The organism is Microbacterium wangchenii, assembly GCF_004564355.1.
Classification (GTDB): domain Bacteria; phylum Actinomycetota; class Actinomycetes; order Actinomycetales; family Microbacteriaceae; genus Microbacterium; species Microbacterium wangchenii.
Map to the genome: position 1 here is coordinate 3,601,979 of NZ_CP038266.1, position 23,413 is coordinate 3,625,391.

General features: G+C 68.7%; 21 protein-coding genes. 5 read left to right on the forward strand and 16 right to left on the reverse strand.

The window, feature by feature from the left end:
• Positions 1-84: 84 nt before the first annotated feature.
• Positions 85-1,254, forward strand: a complete 1,170-nt coding sequence (locus tag E4K62_RS17475; protein ID WP_135070041.1) for a flavin reductase — start codon at positions 85-87, stop codon at positions 1,252-1,254.
• Positions 1,255-1,263: 9 nt separating this feature from the next.
• Here E4K62_RS17475 and E4K62_RS17480 read toward each other — a convergent pair whose 3' ends face one another.
• From E4K62_RS17480 to E4K62_RS17520, 9 genes are all read right to left on the reverse strand, one after another.
• On the reverse strand, positions 1,264-3,003 hold the full coding sequence (locus tag E4K62_RS17480) for a sigma-54-dependent Fis family transcriptional regulator (RefSeq protein WP_135070044.1): 1,740 nt from the start codon (positions 3,001-3,003) through the stop codon (positions 1,264-1,266).
• A gap of 50 nt (positions 3,004-3,053) precedes the next feature.
• Positions 3,054-3,965, reverse strand: a complete 912-nt coding sequence (locus E4K62_RS17485; RefSeq protein WP_135070047.1) for an SDR family NAD(P)-dependent oxidoreductase — start codon at positions 3,963-3,965, stop codon at positions 3,054-3,056.
• Entirely contained in the window at positions 3,962-5,122 is a 1,161-nt protein-coding gene (locus E4K62_RS17490) for a branched-chain amino acid ABC transporter permease (protein ID WP_135070050.1), read from the reverse strand. Before E4K62_RS17490 ends, E4K62_RS17485 begins: the two co-directional genes overlap by 4 nt.
• 1 nt (position 5,123) lies before the next feature.
• On the reverse strand, positions 5,124-6,029 hold the full coding sequence (locus tag E4K62_RS17495) for a branched-chain amino acid ABC transporter permease (protein WP_135070053.1): 906 nt from the start codon (positions 6,027-6,029) through the stop codon (positions 5,124-5,126).
• Positions 6,029-6,841 (reverse strand): ABC transporter ATP-binding protein, encoded by an 813-nt coding sequence (locus E4K62_RS17500; protein WP_135071576.1) that lies wholly within the window; start codon positions 6,839-6,841, stop codon positions 6,029-6,031. The genes E4K62_RS17495 and E4K62_RS17500 overlap by 1 nt, the downstream gene beginning before the upstream one ends.
• Entirely contained in the window at positions 6,838-7,662 is an 825-nt protein-coding gene (locus E4K62_RS17505; protein WP_135070056.1) for an ABC transporter ATP-binding protein, read from the reverse strand. The genes E4K62_RS17500 and E4K62_RS17505 overlap by 4 nt, the downstream gene beginning before the upstream one ends.
• An 83-nt stretch (positions 7,663-7,745) precedes the next feature.
• Positions 7,746-9,041 (reverse strand): ABC transporter substrate-binding protein, encoded by a 1,296-nt coding sequence (locus E4K62_RS17510; RefSeq protein WP_135070059.1) that lies wholly within the window; start codon positions 9,039-9,041, stop codon positions 7,746-7,748.
• A 32-nt stretch (positions 9,042-9,073) separates the two neighbouring features.
• A complete protein-coding gene (locus tag E4K62_RS17515; RefSeq protein WP_135070062.1) occupies positions 9,074-10,819 on the reverse strand; it encodes a CocE/NonD family hydrolase in 1,746 nt (581 codons plus the stop codon).
• A 9-nt stretch (positions 10,820-10,828) separates the two neighbouring features.
• Positions 10,829-11,926: an LLM class flavin-dependent oxidoreductase gene (locus E4K62_RS17520; RefSeq protein ID WP_135070065.1), complete on the reverse strand. Its 1,098-nt coding sequence runs from the start codon at positions 11,924-11,926 to the stop codon at positions 10,829-10,831.
• A gap of 152 nt (positions 11,927-12,078) precedes the next feature.
• Here E4K62_RS17520 and E4K62_RS17525 point away from each other — a divergent pair, with 152 nt between their 5' ends.
• Positions 12,079-13,026 (forward strand): NADP-dependent oxidoreductase, encoded by a 948-nt coding sequence (locus E4K62_RS17525; RefSeq protein WP_135070068.1) that lies wholly within the window; start codon positions 12,079-12,081, stop codon positions 13,024-13,026.
• A gap of 63 nt (positions 13,027-13,089) precedes the next feature.
• Here the strand turns inward: E4K62_RS17525 and E4K62_RS17530 are convergent, their stop codons facing one another.
• Positions 13,090-14,181 carry an LLM class flavin-dependent oxidoreductase gene (locus E4K62_RS17530; RefSeq protein WP_135070071.1) on the reverse strand — a complete coding sequence of 364 codons (1,092 nt, stop codon included), beginning with the start codon at positions 14,179-14,181 and terminating at the stop codon, positions 13,090-13,092.
• Positions 14,182-14,364: 183 nt separating this feature from the next.
• Between E4K62_RS17530 and E4K62_RS17535 the strand changes: the two genes are divergently transcribed.
• Complete coding sequence (locus E4K62_RS17535) at positions 14,365-15,171, forward strand: SDR family NAD(P)-dependent oxidoreductase (RefSeq protein ID WP_135070074.1); 807 nt, start codon at positions 14,365-14,367, stop codon at positions 15,169-15,171.
• Between the two features lie 160 nt (positions 15,172-15,331).
• Here E4K62_RS17535 and E4K62_RS17540 read toward each other — a convergent pair whose 3' ends face one another.
• Positions 15,332-16,828, reverse strand: a complete 1,497-nt coding sequence (locus E4K62_RS17540; RefSeq protein ID WP_135070077.1) for an aldehyde dehydrogenase family protein — start codon at positions 16,826-16,828, stop codon at positions 15,332-15,334.
• Between the two features lie 186 nt (positions 16,829-17,014).
• Between E4K62_RS17540 and E4K62_RS17545 the strand changes: the two genes are divergently transcribed.
• The gene (locus tag E4K62_RS17545) at positions 17,015-17,671 is read left to right on the forward strand and encodes a GntR family transcriptional regulator (protein ID WP_135070080.1); all 657 of its coding nucleotides are present in this window, start codon (positions 17,015-17,017) and stop codon (positions 17,669-17,671) included.
• A 66-nt stretch (positions 17,672-17,737) separates the two neighbouring features.
• Here E4K62_RS17545 and E4K62_RS17550 read toward each other — a convergent pair whose 3' ends face one another.
• Genes E4K62_RS17550 through E4K62_RS17570 form a run of 5 tightly spaced genes read right to left on the reverse strand, consistent with a single transcriptional unit; the run spans position 17,738 to position 22,421 of the window.
• The gene (locus E4K62_RS17550) at positions 17,738-18,994 is read right to left on the reverse strand and encodes an ABC transporter substrate-binding protein (protein WP_240742750.1); all 1,257 of its coding nucleotides are present in this window, start codon (positions 18,992-18,994) and stop codon (positions 17,738-17,740) included.
• Positions 18,991-20,058 carry a branched-chain amino acid ABC transporter permease gene (locus E4K62_RS17555; RefSeq protein ID WP_135070083.1) on the reverse strand — a complete coding sequence of 356 codons (1,068 nt, stop codon included), beginning with the start codon at positions 20,056-20,058 and terminating at the stop codon, positions 18,991-18,993. Before E4K62_RS17555 ends, E4K62_RS17550 begins: the two co-directional genes overlap by 4 nt.
• A complete protein-coding gene (locus tag E4K62_RS17560; RefSeq protein ID WP_135070086.1) occupies positions 20,058-20,939 on the reverse strand; it encodes a branched-chain amino acid ABC transporter permease in 882 nt (293 codons plus the stop codon). Before E4K62_RS17560 ends, E4K62_RS17555 begins: the two co-directional genes overlap by 1 nt.
• Positions 20,940-20,941: 2 nt before the next feature.
• Positions 20,942-21,652, reverse strand: a complete 711-nt coding sequence (locus tag E4K62_RS17565) for an ABC transporter ATP-binding protein (RefSeq protein WP_135070089.1) — start codon at positions 21,650-21,652, stop codon at positions 20,942-20,944.
• Positions 21,639-22,421: an ABC transporter ATP-binding protein gene (locus E4K62_RS17570; protein WP_135070092.1), complete on the reverse strand. Its 783-nt coding sequence runs from the start codon at positions 22,419-22,421 to the stop codon at positions 21,639-21,641. The genes E4K62_RS17565 and E4K62_RS17570 overlap by 14 nt, the downstream gene beginning before the upstream one ends.
• A gap of 202 nt (positions 22,422-22,623) precedes the next feature.
• Here E4K62_RS17570 and E4K62_RS17575 point away from each other — a divergent pair, with 202 nt between their 5' ends.
• The gene (locus E4K62_RS17575) at positions 22,624-23,397 is read left to right on the forward strand and encodes an NAD(P)-binding domain-containing protein (RefSeq protein ID WP_135070095.1); all 774 of its coding nucleotides are present in this window, start codon (positions 22,624-22,626) and stop codon (positions 23,395-23,397) included.
• Positions 23,398-23,413: the final 16 nt, after the last annotated feature.

The window sequence follows — 23,413 nt, forward strand, 5'->3', positions numbered from 1 at the left end:
ATCGGGCTGTCTCACCGTGAGACCCGGGTGGCGGAGGCGAGCGGATTACGGTCGTGACAGGTGCTTCACGGAGGAAGGAATCCCATGGGGAACGAGCATGCGGGAAACGTCCGCTACGGGATCGATCTGGGGCTTCCCGTCGTGGAGGAGAACGTCTTCCGCAACGTCGTCGGCCACTTCGCCTCGGGCGTGACGGTCATCACGACCGCTGATGGTGACGACCTGTTCGGCACCACCGTCTCGGCGGTGTCGTCCCTCTCCTCGGACCCGCCGATGATGCTCATCTGCCTCAATCGTTCGAGTGTGACCCATGACGCCGTGGCGCGGTCCGGTCGATACGCGATCAATATCCTCTCCGCCGCCCAGGGCGATCTCGCCCGCACCTTCGCACGGAAGGGCGATGACAAGTTCGCCGGCGTCGGGCACACGATCAGCCCGCGCGGCCTCCCGCTGCTGGCCGGCGCGCTCGCCTCCATCGAGTGCGTGGTGGATGAGACGGCCGTCGGAGGAACGCACACCATCTTCCTCGGCCGGGTCGTCGCGGCCGAGGCACAGGACGGCGAGCCCCTCGCTTACTACCGCGGGACCTTCGGCAACCTCGAGAGCGCCCTGGAGACCGCCGCGTACGAAGGGACCCGGGAGTGGGTGCTGCACCGGCGCACACCCCTGGGGGAGACGATCGACGTCTCGGCGGTCGCGTCCTCCCTCCGCCTCGAGCCGAAGCTCGTGGACCATGCCCTCCTCCGGCTGGCCACGGAATCCCTCGTCGAGAAACGCGAGGGCGGTCATTACGTACCCATCGCGATGACCCCCATGCTCGTGGACAAGCTCTACGGTGATCGCCTCACCATCGCGACGGGAGTCATCGAGCGGTACCTCACCGGCGCGTCGGACGAGCAGCTCGACCGCATCCGCCGGCTCAGCGACCAGGTGCTCGCTGCCGTCCCCACGTCCGCCGAGACACTGGAACAGTTCCTCGAGCTCAATCTGGACTATCACGCCGCAATCGTCGATCTCGCGGGTTCCCGCAAGCTGACCGCGAGCTTCCGTGCCCTCAATGTGACGACGGTGTGGCGGGAGACGTACGAGGCGGGCGATTGGGAGCGCCAGCTCGGCCCCACCTTCGTCCCGCGCCTGACCGCAGCACTCGAGCAGCGTGACGTCTCCGCCGCGCAGCGCATCGCCTGCGAGCAGGTGGAGTTCGTCAAGGAAGGGGCCAAGGCGGTCATCGCCGCGCACGGCGGGGCCGTCTGACCGGGCCGCTCAGCGACTGCTGGGGATCTGAAACCCGAACTGGCGGATTCGCCGGTACATCGTCGCGCGCGAGATGCCGAGCGTCTTCGCCGCGGCGTCGCGGTTCCAGTTCGCCTCGCGGAGGGCGTCGAAGACCAGCTCCCGTTCGGTCCGGGCGAGCAGCCCCTCCCCCGTGTTCCGCCGTCCACTGCTGGCGATCTCGCGCGGCAGGTCGTCGATGGAGATGGTGTCGCCCTCGAGCCGCACCAGGATGCCGGCCAGAAGGCGCCGCAGCTGCGCCACATTCCCCGGCCAGGGATACCGCGCCAGGATGCTCATGACCTCCGGGGTACGGCGGGTGCGCGCCGCGCCGAGATCGGCGAGGAGAGCCTCCACGAGGGCGGGCAGATCCGCCGTCCGTTCCCGCAGCGGGAGGACCGCGACCGTCACCGGGAAGGTCGCCTCGAAGTCGGGGGAGACCGATTCCACCGTCGCCGCCACCCAGTGCGCACCAGCCCTGATGAGTTCCAGGACGCCGGGGCGCAGCGTCGGCGGCAGGGCGTCGAGGTGCCGGATCAGCACGTCCCCGCGGCTGAGCAGCTCGCGGCACTGAGCCATCCAGGCGGCGCCGCCGGTCGCGGCGGCCGCGGCATCCAGCTCGACCACGGATGCGACGGAGCGCACGCGGTGCGCCCTCCCCGATCCGGGCTCGCCGGTGACGAGGACGGGGAACCCCAGCTCCTTCGCCCGCGCGACCGGATCGGCCGCCGGCGCCGGGGGCTCGAACCGCCTCCCGGGTGCCAGGACCGGGGGCGCGGCGACCCGGCTGAGCGAGGCCACCACGCCGTTCCTGCCCGCCGAGAGCTGCACGATCCGGCAGTGCACCCGGTACCGCTCCTCCTCGAAGGTGAGCGTCATCAGCCGCGACCGGCCGGCGTCCGCCACGGCGAGGACGGCCTCACGCAACGCGTCGGTCTCCGCGCCGTCGCGGAGGAGCTGCTGAGCGGCGTTGTTCGCGATGTACACGTCTTCGCTGATGCCGACCACGGCCAGCGACGGTCGCCGGGAGTGGCGGGCGAACGCCTCGAACAGGGCGCGTTCGTCCCCGCTGGTGGCCAGGGCGAGCTGCTTTTCGATGGCGACGGCGAGCGTCTGCGTGTACGGCACGATCATGTGGTTGGCCGACGACAACCGCTGGCACATGAGCAGCACACCCGCCATCCGGCCGTACGGATCCCGCAGGGGAACGCCCACCGAGGCGAGGTTGTGCTCGGCCTCACGGAAGTGCTCCTCGCCGACGACGAGGAAACTCTCCAGCCGTTCCACCGAGATCCCCGCACCGTTGGTCCCCACGACGGCTTCCTGGAACGTCGCGCCGAGACCGCCGCCGCGCTGCTCTCCCTCCCGCACGACCCGCGCGTCGCCGACGAGGGGGAAGACCTGGACGCACTCGCGATCCAGCAGCATCCCCCATGCGTCGGAGTCCCGGCACTGGTCGGCGAGGTTCTTCATCACCGGCGTCGCCGCGTCGACCAGGCGGCGCGCGCGCGTCACGGAGAGCGGATTGAGGGGGACGGCGGTGCTGGCGGCGTCCACACCCAGTTCGCGCGAGCGGACCCAGGAGGTGTAGATCTCCGAGCTCACCCCGCGCAGGTCGGGCCGGGTCGCTCCGGAGAGGAATTCCTTTCGCGCCTGCCGCACGCGCGCCCGCAGGGCACTGTCGAATCGCGCGGCATCGCTCAGTCGGGAAGGTGCGTCAGCGAACGCCATGTCAGCTCCTTTGTCGACACGGTGCGCGCCGGGGCGCGCCTGTGATGATCCTACTTCGAGGACGAACCCCCGCCCTCGGCGGCCGCTCGGCGGAACTGCTGCAGCGCTTCGGTCCGCGCTGCCGCACCGCCGGGAGTGAGGTCGTCGACGACGGGGACCGCGTCCAGCACGCTGCCGAACTTCCGCTCCAGGTCCTCGCGCACCTCGGGATAGGGGATGGCGTAGAGCTCGCCGGCTTCCATCGCGCGCTTGAGGTGCAAGGCCAGGGCTTCGGGATCCATGCCGTGCCGGTACACCTCCGTCAGCGCCGAGACGATTCGCTGGTCGGTGCGGATGCCCGTGTCCACTCCGGCGTCGGGGCGAAGCTCGTGGGACGTCGCGATGTTGGACCGGATGTTCGCCGGACACAACACGGTCACACCGATGCCATGCCGGGGCAGCACCTGCGCGTAGCTCTCCATGAGGCTGATGACCCCCGCTTTGGCCGCGGAGTACGGAGCGGTCATGAGACCGCCCTCGAACCCTCCGACAGAGGCCACCGACGCGACGTGCCCGCCCTGCCCGGCCTCGATCATCCGCGGGACGAAGGTGACCATGCCGTTCACCACCCCGCCGAGGTTCACCCCGAGGAGCCAGTCGTAGTCGGCGAACGTGAGGGTTTCGGCCGATCCGAAGCCGTTCACGCCCGCCGTGTTGAAGAGCAGCGTGACCGGGTCGCCGAAGTGCGACTCCACGGCGTCCGCGGTCGCGGCATAGGCCGCCCGGTCGGTGACGTCCAGGGGAGCCCCCCAGGCCTCGATCCCCTCTGCGCGCAATCGGGTGACGGCGTCGTCGACGGCAGTCTCCCGCACATCCGCCACGGCGATGCGCGCACCGGCACGGCCGAACACGAGCGCCTGGCCGAAACCCGCGCCCGACGCCGCACCCGTGATGAAGGCGACGCGACCGGCGAACCGGCTCATGCGGTTCCCTCTCCGGAGGATGCGGTCCGACGGCGCCGCAGCGGCCGCGTGAGCCACAGGCCGAAGACCTTGAGGAGGTGTGTGAGTCCTCGCGGCTCGAACATCAGGATGAGGACCAGGAGCACGCCGTACAGCACGACGGGGAACTGTCCCACCGGAATGCCCCACGTCCCATCGGGTGTCGACGAGTTGGCCTTGAGGAAGGGGATGAACTCGGCGTATCGGCTGGCCAGGACGGGGATCGAGCAGATGATCAGGCTCCCCACGACCGGCCCCCACGCGGTGGCCAGTCCGCCCACCGTGACGATGATGATGAAGTTCAGCCCCATGGCGAGGTTGAACTGCTCCGGACTGACGAAGCGCAGCTGAGCGACGTAGAACGCACCGCCGAGGGCGCCCATCGCGCTGGAGATGGCGTACGCGCCGACCATCGAGCGCACCGGGTTGATACCCGCGACGCGCGCGGGGAGGTCCGCATCCCGCAGGGCCACGATGTGGCGGCCACCGGGGGACTTCATCAGCAGATGGACGAGGAACATGCACAGCGCGACGAACAGCCACACGAGCATGAACAGGCCCTGCTGGTAGTTGTAGGTCATACCGCCGACCTGCAGCGCTGCGAAATCCAGCGGCCCGACCGAGAGGTTCACTGCGGCCCTGCGCCCGGCCACGCCCCCGGTGAGGTCGCTCCAGTTCACGAAGATGTACTGGCCGATGAAGATCAGGCCGAGGCTCAGGACGATCTGATAGACGCCCTTCAGCCGCAGCGCCAGGGGCGCGACCAGCGCTCCCGACACGGCTCCCACCACCACGACCGCGAGCAGCCAGAGAGGCAGGGGCAGGTCCATGATCGACCCGAACCCCACCGCCGTGAAGGCGCCGATCGCGAGGAAGAACGGCTGCCCCATGTTGATCTGACCCGCATAGCCGTTCAGCACGTTCAGACCGATCGCGGCGATGGAGAAGAAGCCGACGGTGATGCCGAGTGACAGCAGGAAGGAATCGGCGGTACTCAGGGGCAGGACCACGGCGAGCAGGGTCAGGAGCACCGCTCCGTACCTGGTGACGGGTGACTGGAATATCCGCACTTCACGCCGGATGCGATCGTCGAACACACCCTGCGTCCGAAGGGTGCCGGTGCTTGCCAAGGTGGCCATATCAAGCCCTCCGGAACTCACGTGTGGCGAACAGGCCACTGGGACGGACGAGAAGAACGATGATCATGATGATCCAGGGCAGCACGGTCGCGAAGTGCTGACCGAAGGCCGCCGGGGCGTACCCGTTGGCCAGTTGCTGCAGCACCCCGAGCACGAGCCCACCGGCGACGCAACCGGGGAGGGATCGGATGCCGCCCAGGATGAGAGCCGGCAGCGCGGTGAAGGCGACGACATCCAGCGTCGGGCGCAGCCCCCCGCCGGCCTCCGTCGCCATGAGGACTCCCGCGATGACCGCGGCGCCGGCGCTCATGAGCCATGCGTACGGCGCCACCTTCCGCGGGCTGATGCCCTGAACGAATGCCGCCTGACTGTCGCTCGCAATGGCGCGCATCCCCACTCCCACGCGAGTGTGCTGGATGACCAGCCAGAAGATGATGAGGACGGCGATGCTCAGGACGATCACCCAGATGTCGCGCATCGGCACGTTGATGGCGCCGAGCCGGAGGGTGTTCAGGCCCCACGGGTCGCCCAGGAGGAGCACTTCCGCCCCCCAGGACGACACCGCCGTCGCCTGGCTGAGGCTCAGCAGGCCGATCGTGACGAGAAGGATCGCCAGGCCGGCGGCATGCTGGTCGGCGGTGCGGTCGATCCGCTGGAAGATCACATAGTGGATGGCGAGCCCCAGCGCCGTGACCAGGACGATCGCGATCAGCAGCGAGAGCCAGAAGTTGATGCCGAAGTTCTGATGGAACTGGAACAGCGTGTAGGCGCCGAGGAGCACGAACGACCCCGGCAGCAGGTTGAAGTGCCCGGTGGCCTTCAGCAGCACGACGAAGCTGAGCGACACCAGCGCATAGAGGAACCCGAGCGCGATGCCCGAAATGAGGATCTGGACGAAGGTGTCCATCAGCCTTCGCCTCCCTTCGTCGTTTTCACGGCCGACGCGTCGCCGGCGGCGGCGGCGCCCAGATATGCCTCCACGACGCGCGGGTTGGCCTGCGTCTCCGCGGGGGTGCCCAGTCCGATCGCCTGACCGAAATTGAGGGCGAGCACCCGGTCCGCCACATCCATCACCAGGAAGGTGTCGTGCTCGATGAGCACGATGGTCAAGCCCATCGCTTCCTTCAGCTCGAGCACCGCTCCGATCAACTCGTCCGTCTCGGCGTGGTTCAGCCCGGCAACCGGTTCGTCGAGCAGCAGCAGCTGCGGTGCGACGACAGCCGCCTTCGCCAATTCGATCCGTTTGCGCGTGCCGTAGGGCAGGCTCTTGATGGGCGTGTGGGCGAGGTCGGCCATCCCCATGACATCCAGCACCTCGTAGGCGTGCTGGCGCGCGTCGATCTCATCGCGGCGGGCCTTGCCGAACCATGCCAGACCGGCCGGGATTCCTGCGCCGATCTTGCTGGCTCGACCGACGAGCACGTTCTCGAGCACCGTCATGCTGGAGAACAGGCCCAGGTTCTGGAAGGTCCGGGCGATACCGTGCTGCGCGATCTGATCCGCCCGCTGGCCCGTCAGGGGTGTGCCGTCGAAGCGGATCTCGCCCGAGTAGCTCACGAGCCCGCTGAGGCAGTTGAACAGAGTCGTCTTTCCTGCGCCGTTGGGCCCGATGATCGCGAACAGCTCCCCCCTCTCGACGTCGAAGCTGACCTGGTCGACCGCCGTGACGCCACCGAATCTGACGGTCACATCCTGGGCGCTCAGCAATGCTCCACTCATCGGATCCGACCTCTCTTGCGCTCCTCGTAGGCCACACGGAAGGAACGCCGACCTTCGCCGGCGACACCCAGATACAGCTCCTGCACCACCGGATCCGCCAGCAGATCGGCGCCGGTTCCCTGCCGCGCGACGGATTTCCCATCGAGGACGTAGGCGTAATCGGCGATCGACAGCGCCATCGCGGCGTTCTGCTCGATCAGGAGGACGCTGGTCCCCTGGGCGTTGATCTCGACGATGTAGTCCTTGATCTGTTCCACGATGAGCGGCGCGAGCCCCAGCGACGGTTCGTCGAGCATGAGCAGCGTGGGACGCTGCATGAGCGCCCGCCCGATGGCGAGCATCTGCTGCTCACCGCCGGACATCAGGCCGGCGAGCTGCTTGCGCCGTTCGGCCAGGATCGGGAACATCCCGTAGACGCGCTCACGGCTCTCTTTCGCCTCCGCCAACGTCCTGGTGAAGCCGCCGGCGCTGAGGTTCTCCTCGACGGTCAGGTCCGGGAAGGTACGTCGCCCCTCCATGACCATCGAGATCCCCCGCTGTACGCGCGCGGACGCCGTCTTGGACTTCAGGTCCTGACCTTCGAACAGGACCGCGCCGGTGTCGAGCGAGCCTCCGGTGAAGGGCAGGAGTCCGGAGATCGTGGACAGGGCCGTCGTCTTACCGGCGCCGTTCACGCCGATCAGAACGACGATCTGACCGCGGTACACCCGCAGGTCGACGTTCTGGAGCGCTCGCACGGCGCCACCGGAGTAGCTGACGGACACCTCGGTCAGTTCGAGCAGGGGCAGCTGTCGCGCACCTGCTGCGGCATCGGATGCCATGGGGCACCTCTCTGTGAATCCGGCAGCTGCCGGAGACGGGTACGGAGCGGGCGGCGACGAATGCCGTCGCCGCCCGCTGAGACTCACGGAGCGACGGATTCCAGGTACTTCACCGCGACATCCGAGTCGTAGTTGTACGCCTCGAGCTTCAGGCCGGTGGGAACCGATCCGTCGATGCGGAACATCGACAGCTTGTGCGGGGGCACGTTCTCGGCGGCCGTCGCCCCGATCACGACATCGCCGCCGGTGAGGCCGAGCTCGTCCTCCCACGTGCCGATCTCCGTGGCCGCCGTGGCGATGCCTTCACGGCTGAGGTCGCCGTTCTCCAGCGCCTGGGCGAGGATGTCGGCGGTCAGCAGACCGTTGACGTAGCCCGTCAAGTGGGCGTTGGCGCTCGGGGTGTAGTCCGGGTTGATCGCCTCGAGGTCTTCGATGAGCATGGCCTGGCCCGGAGCGTTCTCTCCCAGCCACTCGTCACCGGGAACCGAGATGATCGCGTTCTCCGCCAGCCAGTCGGCGCCGGGTCCGGTCGCCAGGGTGATGTTGTAGGCGCTGTTGCCGGCCAGCACCAGCGGCGTGAAGTCCTGCTGCACCGACTGCACCGCCAGCGTCTGCAGGAAGCCGCCGGTTCCGCCGGTCATGACGACGTCACAGTCGGCGTTCTTCATCGAGGTGATCTGCGCGGTCAGCTGGTCGGCGTTCGGGGCGAAGGTCGTGTCGATGCCCTTCGTGAGACCCAGTTCCTCCAGGGTGAAGTCGAAGTTCTCCTGGATGTACTTGCCCAGCGTGTCTTCGACGGTCATGCTGCAGAACGTCGCGTCCTCCACGTCGTAGGTTTCGACCGCGTAGGGGATGAGGCTCGCAGCGTGGCTGCTGGTCATCGGCAGGCTCGGCACCAGGTGGTCGGCGAACTGGAGGTTGGGAGTCGTTCCACCCGGGATGAGGGTCATCTTGTCGGTCTCGATGGAGGGCAGCATGGCGTCGATGATCGTCGAGCCGAGCACGAGCGAGACCATCGCCACGTCGTCCTTGAATCCCTCGTAGAGCGGGATCGCGGTCGCGGCGTCGTACTTCGTGTCCTGGTTCACCACTTCGAGCGTCCAGCCCTCCATGGCACCTCCGGGCTGGGTGGCGCGGTGGAATGCGGCATCCATGCCTTCGATGTTCGTGATGGCGCCGGCGAAGACGCCGGAGACGGGGACGAGCGCTCCCACCTTGATCGTCTTCGTGTCCAGGTCGACACCCGGACCGCCCACGATTTCGCCGTCGCCGGCTGGGCCGGCGTCCGAACCACCGGTCGGGGTTCCGGCGCATCCGCTCAGAGCCAGGCCCGCGGCGGCGAGCAGTGCGATGGCACCGGTGACATGTGTTCTCTTCATTGAGTCCTCCTTGCTGTGATTTTCGGGTGGTGCTAGGGAGAAACGGGTTGCACGGGCAACACGATGTGGGACGGATGAGCGCCGTTGTGCAGGATCCGCTGCCGGGCCGTACGGCGCTGCTCCGGCGGCACGATCGCGTTGTTGCCGAGCACGCCGGCGTTGACATCCCAGTTCGGGTAGGACGAGCTGGCGATGTCGACGCGGAGGCGGTGGCCCGCCCGGAACAGCCAGCTCGTCGCCCACAGGTCGATCTCGTACTCCACGACCTCGTTCGGCCCAACGGGCGTCGCCTCATCCTGCCCGTTGCGGAATTTGGCTCGGACGATCCCGTCCACGACACCGATGGCGCGCCCGTCGGGGTGCACGTCGATGAGGCGAGCGACGAAGTCGGTGTCCTCGGCGTCCGTGGCCGCGAACAGCCGCACCGTCACCGGCCCGGTGACCTCGAGATCCTCGGCCAGTTCGTCGCCGGCGAAACGGACGATGTCGCTGCGTCCATCGAGCGGTCGCTGGTCACGCGGTCCGGCGGTCCATTCGTTGCCGCCCTCGAGGCCTCCCGCGAAGACACCGGACTGCCCTCCCCGCATGGGAACAGGGTCGTTCGGGTCGTGGATGTAGCGGGTCTCGCCGGTGTCCCCCTGCGGCGCCCGCGGGGAGAGCGATCCCCCCTCGCCGAGGAACCATGGCGTCCATCGCGTTCCCGGAAGGGGCCACTCCTGCTCCTCCCGCCAGCGTCCAGCCTGCATGACGTAGAGGCGAACCGGGGCCCCGGGCACCTCGCTCCCGTCGGCGGCCGCTCGCGCGAAGTCTGCGACCGCGGCCTCCAGTCCGAAACCGGCCGCCGAAGCCGGCGCGCCGAAGCTCATATCGCCGACGGTGCCGCTCTGGTCGATGTGCTGCCACGGACCGATGATGAGGCGCTGGCCGGCGCGGGCGCGCTCGGTGGCCGCCTCCGCGCGCAGACACGTGAAGTTCGCGATCGTCCCGCCGAGGAAGAGGTCGAACCATCCTCCGACGTGCAGCGCGGGCACCTCGACGTCGGACCGACGGTCGCGGTAGCTGATCGAGGGCCAGTACTCCCCGGTCGTGTCGGCAGCAGCCCACCGGCGCCACGTGGGGAGAACCTCGCTGAGCACTGGCGCGTCGATGAGCGCACCGGACCCGACCGAGGCATACGGATCGGCCGCATGCCGGAAGAAGCGGCCCATCACCTCGCGCACGTCCTCACCGTGCTGGGCGCGGTAGGTCAAGGACTGCAGCGTCTTCATGGTGTACCAGCCGGTGAGCTGCCCCATCTGGAACACACCGGAGCGGTATGCCAACCGTGTCTGGTAGTCGTCCGGCGTCACGACCGGAATCATCCCGGCCAGCGCGCGGGGCTGGTCCACAGCGCCCGCGAACTGGACCATGCCGGAGTAGGACGCCCCGTACATCACGACGCGGCCGTTCGAGAAGGGCAGCGATCCGCACCACTCGATCGCGTCGACCGTGTCCGGCCCCTCGCCCTCGAACGGGACGAACTCTCCGTCCGAGTCACCCGTTCCGCGGCAGTCCTGGATCACGATCGCGAATCCGCGATCCAGAAGGGACCAGATGGGCAGGTTCCGCGTCAGCGGCTCGCCGTAGGGGTTCCGCACCAGCACGATCGGCTGCGTCTCCCGGTCCGCCATCCGGTGCACGACCGAACGCAGTGTGACGCCGTCGCGCGTCGTCATCGGCACGCCGCTGTCCACCAGTCGCCGGCTGGGCATGCCGACCTCACCCGTGCTGTCAACCATGATCGGGGCTCAGCGGGCCTTGGAGCCGCCGGCGATGCGGGCGTCGTAGTTGCGGCGCGCGGTCGGCATGACCTTCTCCGCGAACGTCCGCAGGCTGACCTCGGCCATCGACTGCGGCATACCGCCGAACGAGGGCGCCACGACGAGCTCGAACTGCCCCATCACGTCCTGCATCCAGTCCAGCTTCTCGATCAGCTGCTGCGGCGTCCCATACAGTGCGGCATCGGCGTAGTCGCGGCCGGCCTGATCGACGCCCTTCTCCCGCAGCGCCCCGGCCTTCTCGGCGTAGCGCTCGTACCCCTTCTGCGTCGCGAAGTGGTTGCCGAGGAACTCGTAGTGCTCGACGTTCTGGTGCCAGAAGTTGACGATGTACTCGTACATCCGGTCCTTCGCGACGTCGGGGTCTTCGTGGCAGTACATGTTGGCGTTGATGCAGATCGGGGCAGGTTCATCGTCCCACGTCTCACGCCACAGGTTGTTGTACAGCTCGAACGTCTCCACCAGCTTGTCGACCGGACGCAGGATGAAGGACATCACGCTGACGCGGTTCTTCACCGCGGCGATGATCGAGTCCTCCGAGCCGGCCACCGTGTACATGCGGCCCTTGAAGCTCCGGATCGGCCCCGGCTTGAGCTGGCGCCGCGGCTGCTCGTAGTGGGGGCCCTTGCCCTCGATGAAACCTGTCTCGAGCGCTTCGATGATCATGGGCACGGCTTCGTCCATGCGCTCGCGCGATTCGCCGACCGGGATGCGCAGGCCCTCGAATTCGACACGGGCAACCCCTCGGCCCATTCCGAAGATCGCGCGGCCACCGGAGAGGTTGTCCAGCAGCAGCAGCTTCGACGCCACGCGCAGGGGATCGTTCCACGGCAGGATGACCGCGCCGGTTCCGAGGCGGATGCGCTCGGTCTTCGCCGCGACGTAGGAGAGCCACTGGATGTTGTCGGGCATGAAGGAGTAGTCGGTGAAGTGGTGTTCGACGGCCCACACGCTGTCGTACCCGAGGGGCTCCGACAGGATGGCGAGATCGGTCTCGCCCTTCACCACCTGGTACTCCGGGACGGTTTTGTCGTAGCGGCCGAAACCGAAGTTCACTCCGATGTGCATCGCCGATGCTCCTTCGCGATCGTGATCAGGGGCACCCGCGCACCCCGATTTCTGTTCAAGCTACTGAGGCTCGTGCGCGCCCCGACGTCTCATCGTGAGACGCCGGGGCTGCGTGACGGGAGACCGGCACCGACCCGTCTACCATCACTCGGATGCACCCAGAAACCGCTTCCCTGACGACCGGCCTCACCGTCGCCTTCACGCAGCCCGGCGGCCCCGACGTGCTCCACGTGACCCGCGTACCGGTGGCTGAGCCCGGGCCCGGCGAGGCGCGCGTCCGTGTCGAAGCCGCCGCCGTACATCCGTCCGACATCGCCGTCCGGGCGGGAGTGATGCCCATCGCCGGACCCCCTCCGCACGTACCGGGCATGGCCTACGCCGGAGTCGTCGAGGCGGTCGGGCCCGACAGCCTATGGCGGACCGGTGACCGCGTCATGGGGATGGCCCTCCCCTCGAGTCCCTACGGAGGCGCCTATCGCGAGCGGCTCGTCGCACCGGACGACACCCTGGGCGCGGTACCCGATCACATCGAGCTCGACCAGGCCGCCACGCTGCCGATGAACGGCCATACGGCGATCCAAGCGATGCGCGTGCTCGATCTGCCACCGGGGTCGACCGTCGTCGTCACGGGTGCGGCGGGCGCGCTGGGGGCGATCATCCTTCCCCTCGCTGCCGCCGAAGGGCTGCGGGTCATCGGGGTCTGCTCCGACGATGACCGTCCGATCGTCCTCGAACGAGGCGCGGCGTCGACCGTGGCGCGAGGTGACGATCTCGCCGAGCGACTCGTCGTCCACGCAGGTGGGCCGGTCGACGCCGCCGTCGATCTCGCCGTGATCGACGACGCGATCCTGCCGGCCGTCCGCCCCGGCGGTGTCGTGGTCACTCTGCGCGGCTGGGCGGGCTCGGGGGACAGCGGCGCTCGGGTCGTGCCGGTCATGGTCCCGCGCGAGTGGCACGCCGGCCGTCAGCTCCAGAAGCTCGCCGACGCACGCTACCTGACCCGGCCCCTCGAGATCTTCACGCCGCACCGGGCGGAGGAAGCCCACGCGCGCGTCCAGTCCGGACGACTCCGGTCCGGTGTCGTCATCGACTTCCGCTGATCGCCCGACGCCCCCGGGTCTGACCCCGTCGGCCGGGCGCTCGAAGACGCCCGGCCGACGGCCTCAGACAGATGCGGCGGCGGTCGCGTCGTAGTGCTGGCGGGCCTTGGGCATGACCTCGCGGGCGAACAGTTCCACGCTCTTGCGTGCTGTGTCATGCGACATCCCGCCGAACGAGGGCTGCAGCACGAGGTCGAACTGACCCATCTGCTCCTGGATCCAGACCAGCTTGTCGAGGATCTGCTGGGGCGTTCCGTACAGAGCGGCGTCGGCGTAGTCCCGGCCGGCCTTGCTCACGCCCTTCTCACGGATGAGCGCGGCCGTGTCGGCATAGCGTTCGTACCCCTTCGTGTCGGCGAAGTGCACCCCGTCCATCTCGTAGTGGGCCACATTCGCCTCGAAGAAGTTGCCGACGTACTCGTACATGCCGTCGAGAGCGACCTGTTCGTCCTCGTGGCAGTACATCGCGACATTCAGCGAGACGGGGGGCGCCTGCTCGTCCCAGACCTCGCGGTAGTAGTCGAGGTATGCCTGGAAGGTGGGCATCATCTTGTCGACCGGGCGGAGGATGAACGACATCAAGCGGCACTTGTTGTTCACGCCGGACACCATCGAGTCGTGCGAGCCCGCAACCGTGAAGATGCGGTCGCCCCACGGCGCGAAGGGACCGGGCTTGATGGGCGTGCGGGGCACGGGGAAGAACGGCCCGTCACCCTGCATGTATCCCGACTCGATGGCCTCGATGATCATCTTGGAGGACTCGTCGAAGCGGCCTCGCGTCTCCTCCAGCGGAATTCCGAACGGCTCGAACTCCTTGCGGGAGAGCCCGCGGCCCATCCCGAACAGGACGCGCCCCTCGGAGAGGTGGTCCAGCATGAGCAGCTTCTCGGCGACACGGATCGGCTGGGTGTTCCACGGCAGGATGACTGCGCCGGTGCCGAGCTTGATGGACGAGGTCCGCGCCGCGACGTGCGCGAGCCACAGAAGGTTGTCGGGGCAGAACGCGTAGTCGCTGAAGTGGTGCTCCACCGCCCAGACACTGTCGTACCCGAGCCCCTCGGCGAGCACCGCGAGCTCTGTCTCGCTGCGGTAGACGTCGTGGTCGGACACCTCCGGGTCGAGTTTTCCGAAGCCGAAGTTCAGACCGATGTGCATGGATGCTCCTTTGCGCGGTGGGACGCCTGGACGCGCGAGTGCGTCGGACGGCCTCCACGCTAAGAGGGCGGCAATGGTCCGGGAGCTATCACCTTGAGACGACCAGCCCGCCGCGGCGCAAACTGAGACCTCCGTACCCGCCCGAGGGCGACAGAATTCTCGGAGGCACGAAAGGAAGGTCCGATGGAGGGCATCAAGGATTGGAACGGCCGCGTGGCGGTCGTCACCGGTGGTGGCAGCGGCATCGGCAAGGGCATCGCCGGCGCATTCCGGGAGGCGGGAGCCACGGTGGTCGTCGCAGACCGGGACGCGGCCGCTCTGGAGCGCGCACGCGCGGAAGGCTACCCCGCGTTCAACACGGATGTGACGGAAGCGGAGGAGGTCTCCGGGCTCGCCGACGAGGTGCTCGCTCGCTTCGGGCGCGTGGATCTCATGGTGAACAACGCCGGAGTCGGGCCGAAGGCTGCGGCGAAGGACCTCACCCTCGAGGACTGGCGCTGGGTGCTCGACGTGAACCTGATGGGGGTCGTGCACGGCGTTCAGGCGTTCCTACCCGCGCTTCTCGCGAATCCGCACGGCGCGTGGATGGTGAACACGGCGTCGATGTCGCGCTTCTTCACGCCTCCCGGGTACGCGCCCTACGTCGCCAGCAAGGCGGCCGTCGAGGGGCTGAGCCTGACCATCGCCGCCGAGTTGGAAGCCGCCGGCGACACCGTCGGCGTCACGGTGCTGCACCCGGGCGCCGTCCGCTCGAACATCAAGGACAGCCTGCGGAATCGACCGGCGGGCTCGACCGGCGGGCTCGTCGATTTCGACATCGCCCAGAAGATCACCGACACCGACATGTGGATCGAGCCGGAGGAGGCCGGGGCGATCGTCCTGCGCGCCGTGCGCAACGGCGATCGTTACGCGTTCACCCACCCCAACATGCTCGGTGACGTCGAATCATCCTTCGCGGGAGTGCGGGACGCGATGACGCGGTACTCCTGACCCGGCGCAATCCGTCCCCCTCGCAGCCCGAACTCCGGCAGTATGCGGCCGGAAGGCGGAGGACGCGCCCCTGCAACCGGTTCCCGGCAACGGTTTTGAGGAGTTCGGGCCCCGGCGCAAGGGGAGACGGGGCGGCCGTCGGTGGCCGCCCCAGTCCTGCTCAGTGCGCCATGCCGGCGAGCGCCTCGGGGTCGATCGTGGCGATCGAGCGGGTGTCCTGGAACGCCCGCACGCCTTCGATCCCCTGCTCGCGTCCCATTCCGGACTGCTTCATGCCGCCGAACGGGGCGCGCAGGTCCAGGCGCGTCGCGCCGTGGTCATTGACCCACACGTACCCGCACACCAGTTGCGATCCCACGCGCTGCGCGGCGGTGGGGTCGGCGGTCCACACCGAACCGCACAAGCCGCCCCACGTGTCGTTGGCCATCCGCACCGCCTCGTCCTCATCGTCGAACGGGATGATCGGGATGACCGGACCGAACTGCTCCTGCGTGACCACGCGCAGCTGCAGGTCGGGGTCGACCACGATCGCCGGGCGCAGGAAGTTGCCGCCGGCGAGATCGCCCGTGGGCAGCTCGCCGAACTCGCGCACGTCGGCGCCGGCGTCCTTGGCCTCCTGGATGATCTCCTCGACGAACGCCTTCTGAGCCGGCTGGTGCAGCGGGCCCATCGTCGTGCCCTCATCCAGGCCGTAGCCGAGGACCACCGTGTTCAGCCGCGCCTCCAGTCCGGCGACCAGCTCGTCCATGCGCGAGCGGTGCACGAAGACGCGCTTCGCATTCATGCAGATCTGGCCGGTGGTGTCGTAGATCGCCGCGAAGAGGCGGTCGAGGTGCGTGTCGTCGAGGATCGCGTCCTCGAGGAAGACGGCAGCGTCGTTGCCGCCCAGCTCCAGCGTCACCCTGGTGAGGGTCTTGGACGCCATCTCCATCATGCGCTTGCCGCCGTTGACCGACCCGGTGAAGCACACCTTCGCCACGTCGGTGTTCTGGATGAGGCCCGCCATGTCCGCATCGCGGCCGGTCACGACGTTCAGGACCCCGGGCGGCAGCTTCTCGGCCACCCGCTGCACCACGCGGGTGGTGGCCAGGGGCGCCGAGGGCGGCGGCTTCACGATCGCCGTGTTCCCCGCCAGCAGCGCGTGCGGCAGCGCCGCTCCCAGGATCGCGATCGGCCAGTTGAAGGGGACGATCACCGTCACCGCGCCGAGCGGCTGGTAGGCGACCTCCGTCGAGACGGGGATCGCTCCGGGCACCACCGGCAGGGTGTGCCCCTTCTCGACCTCGTCGGCGAGCATGAGCGCGAGGTTCCAGCGGATCTCGAACACGAGCGCGTCGACCCAGGCCTCCATCCGGACCTTGCCGTTCTCCTGCGACAGGATGGCGGCGTCCTCGTCGCGGTCATCGGCGATGCCGGCGATGGCCTCGGCCATCATCCGTGCCCGTTCGGCGGCACCCAGCGCCGCCCAGCCCGGGAACGCCGAATTCGCGGCAGCGACGGCATCCGCCACATCCGCTGCCGACGCCGCGGCGGCCTGCCCGACCACCGCGCCGGGCTTGGCGGGGTCGGCCACCGACAGCACGTCGTCGGTGAAGCGCTCGGCTCCCCCGATGTAGAGTCCGGTCCGCACTCCGGCAGACGTCTCGGTCATCGTCATCTCTGCGCTCCTCGCCTTCGACGCTGCCCGCACCGAGCGGTGCGGCGCGGACCTCGGGATGCCAGCGCAGTGCCGCAGCGCTGCGGCATTCCATGTCCACGAATAATGCTAGCCGGATTGGTGCGGATGTCGGCGACAATATTCCTGACGCGGGAAGCCTCGCGCCGCCTGGCGGAAGGACCACGCATGACCACGCTGCCCACCGACGATCCGTCGTCGGCCGATTCGCCCGACCTGACCGTCCAGATCAGGGAGGCGATCCTGCGGGGCGAGTTCGTCCCCCACCAGCGGCTCGTGGAGGCCGACCTGTCCGAGCGCTTCGGCGCGACGCGCGCGTCGGTGCGCACGGCGCTGCTGAACCTGGCCGGCGAAGGACTCGTCGAACGCCTCCCCAACCGCGGCGCGCGGGTTCGGGCGATCTCCGTGCAGGAGGCGGTGGAGATCGTGGAGGTGCGCATCGGCTTGGAGTCGCTGTGCGTGCGCAAGGCGGCGGAGAACCTCACCGACGCCGGCGAGGCGCAGCTGCGGACGCTGCGCGACGAGATCCAGGCCGCCGTGGCCGCCGGGGACCTGTTCGAGTATTCGCGACTGAATCAGGACATGGACCGCCTCGTGCGCGAGCTCAGCGGCCATGCCACGGCGACGCTCCTGCTGGAACGCCTGCGCGCCCAATCCGCCCGCCACCAGTTCCGCCTCGCCTTCCAGCCCGGTCGCGCGATGCAGTCGGCGCCGGAGCACATCGCGATCATCGACGCGGTGCTCGCCCGCGACGCGGATGCGGCCGAGGCAGCCACCCGCGCGCACCTGCAGGGCATCGTTGAGGTGCTGCAGACTCTGGAATGACCCCCGCACGACGAACGGCCCGGGCTGTCGCAGCCCGGGCCGTCCGTCATCGCTTGCAGGGATGCGTCAGCCGAAGTCCTCGACCGTGGCGTACCCCTTGCCGTTGAACTTCTGCACGACCACCGTGGAGACGGCGGGCATGCCGCTCTCGGTGGTGTTGACCGCGGTGCCCTCGAGCATGAACGGCGCCTGGAAGTCCTCGATGGAGCGGAGTTCCTCCATGAAGTTCTCCCGCGTCGGCTCGGTCATGCTCTCGAAGACCTGCTGCAGCGTGGCGCCCACCTGGTAGCTCCACACGCAGTGCGGGAACGCCGGGACGTCCTGGTAGTCGGCGTACTCCTTGAGGTCGTCCAGGAACTCCTGGCCGCCCTCCTCCTCCGCGAACGTGGGGCTGGCCGCAGCCTGCGCGAAGGCGACGGTGTAGACGCCGGGGAACGCCGCGCCGCCACCGGGCTCGACGATCGCCGCCGGGCTGGAGGTGTTGGAGGGCAGGAACCAGCTGGGCAGCCAGCTGAGCTGCTGCGCCTTCTGCAGCGCGGAGATGGCCAGCGGCGTGATCGACATCGCGTTGAAGAAGACGTCGGCGTCGGTGGAGGCGAGCTCCGTCAGCTGGGCGTCGACGGAGGTGTCCGTGGCCTCATAGGTCAGCTCCTTGACGACCTCGACGTTGTCGGCGCCCTCGATGCCGGCCATGAAGCCTTCGACGTAGCCCTCGCCGTAGTCGTCGTTCTGCGCGAGGATGGCGACCTTGTGGTCTTCGCCCGACGCCGCCAGCAGCTCGCCGAACGCCTGGCCCTCGTTCTGGTAGATCGGCACGAAGCCCAGCTGCCACGGGCTCTCGTCCTCTTCGCTGAAGATGGGGTCGCCGGTCATGACCAGCACCTGGGGGACCTCATCCGCCATCGCCGCGTCGCGATAGGCGCGGTTTGTGGGGGTGCCCAGGCCCGCCGTCATCGCGAAGACGCTGTCCTTGAGCTGGTCGTAGTTGGACTTGGCCTTCTGCGGGTCGTATCCGTCGTCCAGCGCCTCGATCTCGACGGTCCGGGTCTTGCCGTCGCCGAACTCCACCCCGCCCGCCTCGTTGACCGCGCCGAAGTACGCCGTGATGCCGGCGACGGTGCAGGTGCCGGGGCCGGCGGTCCCGCCGCTGAGCGGGGTCGTGATGCCCAGCGTGATCGTCTCGTCGGTGATTCCCGGGCTGGCGGCGCCGCCGCCGTCGGATCCCTCCCCGCCGCCGCGCGCGCAGCCGGCGAGGGTGAGTGCGACAGCGGAGGTCAGGGCGACGATGCCCACCGCCGTCCTCGTGCTCTTTCGCATGTTCATGCCTGATCTTGCCTCTCTGTGTTGGTGCCCTCTGCGACGGTCTGCTCCGAAGCGGAGCGCGTCGGGGAGGTCGGGGGTGTCCCGGCTGGGCCGGGGTCACGGCGTCCCCCGCGCCGGGCACGCGCGATCACGCGCGGCAACGACACGAGGCCGCCGGGGAGGACGAACAGCACCAGCAGGAGCAGTGCGCCCTGCAGCAGTGCGGTCAGGTTCGGGTCGATGAGGTTGGTCAGCTGCGGCACGAGCACGTAGTAGGCACCGCCCAGGAGCGATCCCACGATGCTGGCGGCGCCGCCGATGACCATCGAGGCCAGGAGCGTGATGGAGTGGCCGAAGCTCATCGTCTCCGGCGACGTGTACTGCACGACCACCATGTACAGGAAGCCGGCGACGCCGCCGATGAGAGCCGCGACCGTGAAGGCGAGCACCTTGTAGCGATAGGGCGAGATCCCCATCGAGGAGGCGACCGCCTCGTTCGACTTGACGATCGCGAACGCCCGGCCGTACTTGCCGTGGACGAGATTGCGCGTGAGGAGGAAGACGATCCCGCCGATGATGATCACCAGGTACAGCTGCCACTGGTCGTTGTACAGCGCCGGCCACGGCGAGTCGGAGAACCGGGACGAGAGCCCCTGGGATCCGCCGGTCACCTCCGCCATGCGCTTGGCCAGCGGCACTCCGATGATCGGCAGCGCGATCGTGACCATCGCGATCGCGAGGCCCCCAAGCCGCGCCGCCGCCAGCGCGATCAGAAGCCCCATGATCCCGGGGATGAGGATGCTGAGGACGAACACCAGCACGATGTTCCAGTCCTGCTGCACGCCGTACGCGGTGACGTAGGCGCCGATGCCGACGAAGAAGATCTGACCGAGTGAGACCTGACCGGCGTATCCCATGACGACGTTCAGCCCGAGCACGGCCACCGCGAAGACGCCGATGCGCGCGAGGGTCTGGTTGGCGAATTCGGGCAGGATCAGCGGCAGCACGGCCAGCGCGACGACCGCGATCGCGACCAGGAGCCACCGCACCCAGGTACGGGAGAAGAGTTCTGCTGCTGCGGACATCAGACGCGCACCACCGCTTTCCGGCCGAACAGGCCCTGAGGTCGAACGATCAGCACGAGGAAGATGAGCGCGAACGGAACGGCGACCTTCAGGTCGTAACCGATGAACGGCACGTACACGGCGGCGAGGTTCTCCAGAACGCCGATCAGCCACGCGGCGAGGACGACGCCGATGGGGCTGGTGAGCCCGCCCAGGATGACCGCGGCCAGCGCGTAGACCAGCGCGGTGTCCATCATGCCGGGGGTAAGGGTCAGCTGCGGCGCCACCAGCGCTCCCGCCACGGCGCCCAGCGCCGCCGCCAGTCCCCAACCGGTCATCAGCAGCCGACCCACCGGCAGCCCGGAGTACGAGGCGGACTGCGGATTGATCGCGACCGCGCGCAGGGCGAGCCCGAGCTTGGTCCCGAGGAACAGGCCCTGCAGGAGGAGCATGATCGCGATGATCACGACGGTCGTGCCGATCGAGCGGATGCTGATGGACGCGCCGAAGACCTGCACCGTGTCCAGCGGGAACAGCGATGCGAACTGCTGGTTGTTGTAGGTGAACAGCCAGCCGCAGATCCCAGTGATGAGGGTCAGCAGTCCGATCGTGGCGACCACCGCCGTGTCGGGGTCACCGCCTTCGAAGCGGCGCATGACGTACCGCTCGATGAGGGCGCCCAGGACGAAGGAGATCAGGACGGAGAAGAGGATCGCGAGGATCAGCGGAACCCCGAGGCCCGTGAACCACCACGCGATGTAGGCCGCGAGCACCGCCATGCCGCCCTGGGCGAAGTTGATCAGGCCTGTGGCCTGGTTCACGAGCACGATCGCCAGTGCGAGCGCCGCGTAGATCGATCCGGTCGAGAGCCCGTCCACGACGAGCTGGATGAAGGTCCCCACGGTCAGCCTCCCAGGTAAGCGCGTCGGATCTCGTCCATGCCGCGAAGCTCGGCCGAGGTGCCGGTGAGCACGCTGCGGCCGGTCTCCAGCACCGTCGCGGTGTCCACGAGTGTGAAGGCGAGGTTGGCGTTCTGCTCCACGATGAGCATCGCGATCCCCGATTCGACCCGGAGGCGCGCGATAGCGGCGTACACGTTCTGCGCCGTGCTGGGTGCCAGCCCGAGGGATGCCTCATCCAGCAGGAGCAGGCGCGGACGGGCCATGAACGCGCGCGCGACGGCGAGCATCTGCTGCTCTCCACCGGAGAGCGCGGAGGCGTGCGAGGTGTACCGCTCCTTGAGGTTGGGGAACAGCTCGAGCATGTAGTCCATGTCGGACTGCACGCCCTTGCGGTCCTTGCGCTGGTAGGCGCCGACGCGGAGGTTCTCGCGGACGGTCAGACCACCCAGCGTCCCGCGCCCTTCGGGCACGTGCGCGATGCCGATCCCGGCGACCTGCTCGGGGCGCTTGCCGCGGATGTCCTTGCCGTCGAAGACGATGCGACCCCCTGCGCGCACGGCGCCGCTGATGGCCCGCAGCGTGGTGGTCTTGCCCGCCCCGTTGGCCCCCAGGATGCCGACGGCTCCCCCCTCGGGCACGCTCAGCGACACGCCTTCGAGAACCTGCACGGGTCCATAGAAAGCGGTGACCTCGTCCAGCTCAAGCAGCGTCATCGGTCGCGTCCTTTCCGAGGTACGCCTCGATCACGCGCGGGTCGGACTGCGCCTGCGCGGCCGTGCCCTCCATCAACTTGCGCCCGTGGTCGAGCACCACGACACGGTCGGTCAGCGCGGAGATGAGTCCCATGTTGTGCTCGACGACGATGACGGTGATGTCGTCCTCGTCACGGATGCGGCGCACCGTCGTGATGAGGTGCTCCACCTCGGAGTGCGGCAGGCCGGCGGCCGGCTCATCCAGCAGCAGCAGCGAGGGCCGCGACAGCAGGGCGCGACACAGCTCGACGCCCTTGTGCAGACCGTGGGAGAGCTCGTCCGCGCGCATCTTGGTCGCCCAGCCCAGCCCGTGGCGCTCCAGCAGCTCAACCGCTTCAGCGCGGCGGGCGCGCTCGGCGCCTACGGTGCGCGGCAGGCGCATGCCCCACTGGAGGGGTCCGCCGGGCAGGCGCGTGTGCGCGCCGAGCAGGACGTTCTCCAGCACGGTGGCCTCCAACTGCAGCGCGGGGTGCTGGAACGTCCGGGCCAGTCCATGCGCGGCGAGGGTCGCCGGCGCGTTGCCCTCGACGGCGTTGCCGTCGATCGCGATGGTGCCGGAGGTGGGCCGGTAGTGACCGCTGATGCAGTTGAAGAGGGAGGTCTTGCCCGCACCGTTGGGTCCGACCAGCCCGAGGATCTGCCCGGGCTCGACCTCGAAGGACACGTCCTCCAGTACGGTGATTCCACCGAACCGCAGATTGAGGTCGTGCAGGGTCAGTTGCGCCGCCATCGGCCGCCTTTCGGGTCGTTGCGTCAATGCTCGCGACAGTAGCCCAGAGGGCCTTATGGGACCGTACGGACTTGCTTTCGGATTGTCAACGATTTTGGTGCCCGTCAGGCGCGATCGTTATCGAACACGCCGAGCAGCGCGGATCCGCCGGATTGTCGACGATAGTGGCGTGAATCCGCGCTCGTGGCTAAGGTGAGGCACCATGACGAGGATCGCGGTCATCGGCCTCGGCGAGGCGGGCTCCCTGTACGCGCGGGGCCTGCAGTCCGCCGGTGCGCGGGTGCGGGGTTACGACCCGTTCGTGCAGGCGACCGCCGATATCGAGCAGTGCGACGACCCCGCCGACGCCGTCGACGGCGCGGATGTCGTGCTGAGCCTGGTGTGGGCGCGCACGGCACTGGCCGCCGCCGAGCAGGTCCTGCCGCTGCTGCAGCCGGGCGCGGTCTACGCCGATTTGAACACCGCGGCGCGCGAGGTGAAGGAGCGCGTCGCCGGCCTCGGCACCACTCACCGCATCGCGGTGGCCGACGTGGCCGTTCTCGCTCCCGTCCCCCGCGCCGCCGAGCGGACGGCTCTGCTGGCCAGCGGCGACGGTGCCGCGCGGTTCGCCGCCGCCCTCACGCCGCTCGGGGTTCCGGTGGAGCTGCTCGCCGGCCCGGCGGGGGATGCGGCGGAGCGCAAGCTCCTGCGCAGCGTGTTCATGAAGGGGCTGGCTGCGCTCGTGATCGAGAGCCTCGAGGCCGCACGCGGCACGGGTGCCGAGGCGTGGCTGCGCGAGCAGATGGCGCGGGAGTTCGGAGCCGGCGGCGCGGCGAAAGTCGATCACCTGGTGAGCGGCACCCACCGCCATATCGAGCGGCGCGAGCAGGAGGTGCGCGACGCCCTGGCCGCCCTGGAGTCCGGCGGCCGTCATTCCGACCTCACGCGCGCGACTCTCGCGTGGTATCAGCGGATCCTCGCCGAGCGCAGCAGCTGACCGACCTCACCTGAGC